1 protein-coding gene is annotated in these 789 nt (G+C 41.6%); it reads right to left on the reverse strand.

The window, feature by feature from the left end:
• Positions 1–128: 128 nt before the first annotated feature.
• Positions 129–789: IS21-like element helper ATPase IstB (gene istB / locus ACX0G7_RS27325; RefSeq protein WP_458926723.1), on the reverse strand; the 661-nt coding region annotated here is incomplete at its 5' end.

Consider the following 789-nt stretch of genomic DNA (forward strand, 5'->3'; position numbering starts at 1 on the left):
TGTATATTCCGGCGAACTTGACCCCAGTGTTCCGGGGGATGTTGACCCCACCCTTAGATACAATCTAGGTAGTAAGAGAAAGAGCTATTGCCGAGGCGTCAAAAATATTTAACCTGTAGGATACTTTGTTATTTTTTTCTTCGTAAGGATTCACCTTTAAGTTCTATCCGGTGTGCATTAGCTGTCAATCTGTCCATAATAGCGTCAGCAACTGTTGGTTCATTTATGTAATTATACCAGGCACTGACCGGTAGCTGCGACGTAATCATTGTTGCTTTTTTTCCGTGCCTTTCTTCAAGTATTTGGAGCAAGGCCAGCTTTACATCTTGTTGCATTGGTTGCAGTCCAAAGTCATCAAGGATTATCAAGGCTTGTCGTTCAAGATGGTTGAGTAGTTTTATATAACTTCCATCTAATTTTGATAAAGTAATTTTTTCGATAAACCGGTTCATACTAAAGTAAGTAGTTTTTTCCCCCTGCAAGCATGCCTGGTATCCAAGAGCGCAAGCGAGATAACTTTTTCCTGATCCGGTTGATCCGGAAACAAGAATGTTTTCTCCTTGATTTATATAATTGCCTTCTAACAAACTTGCAAGTTGCTGCTTAGTAAGGTTCCGCGCTGCGGAGCAGTTGATCTGCTCAAGGATAGCAGCTATGCGTAGTTTCGCAAGTCTAAGATAGTAGGTGGTTTTTTCTTGCTGGCGACTTAACTGCTCACCTTGGATTAATTGTGCAATGAGGTCATGGGATTCAAGTTGCTTGTGAACCGGCAAAGTCAACTGTTGCTGA

This window comes from Flavitalea antarctica (assembly GCF_054461535.1).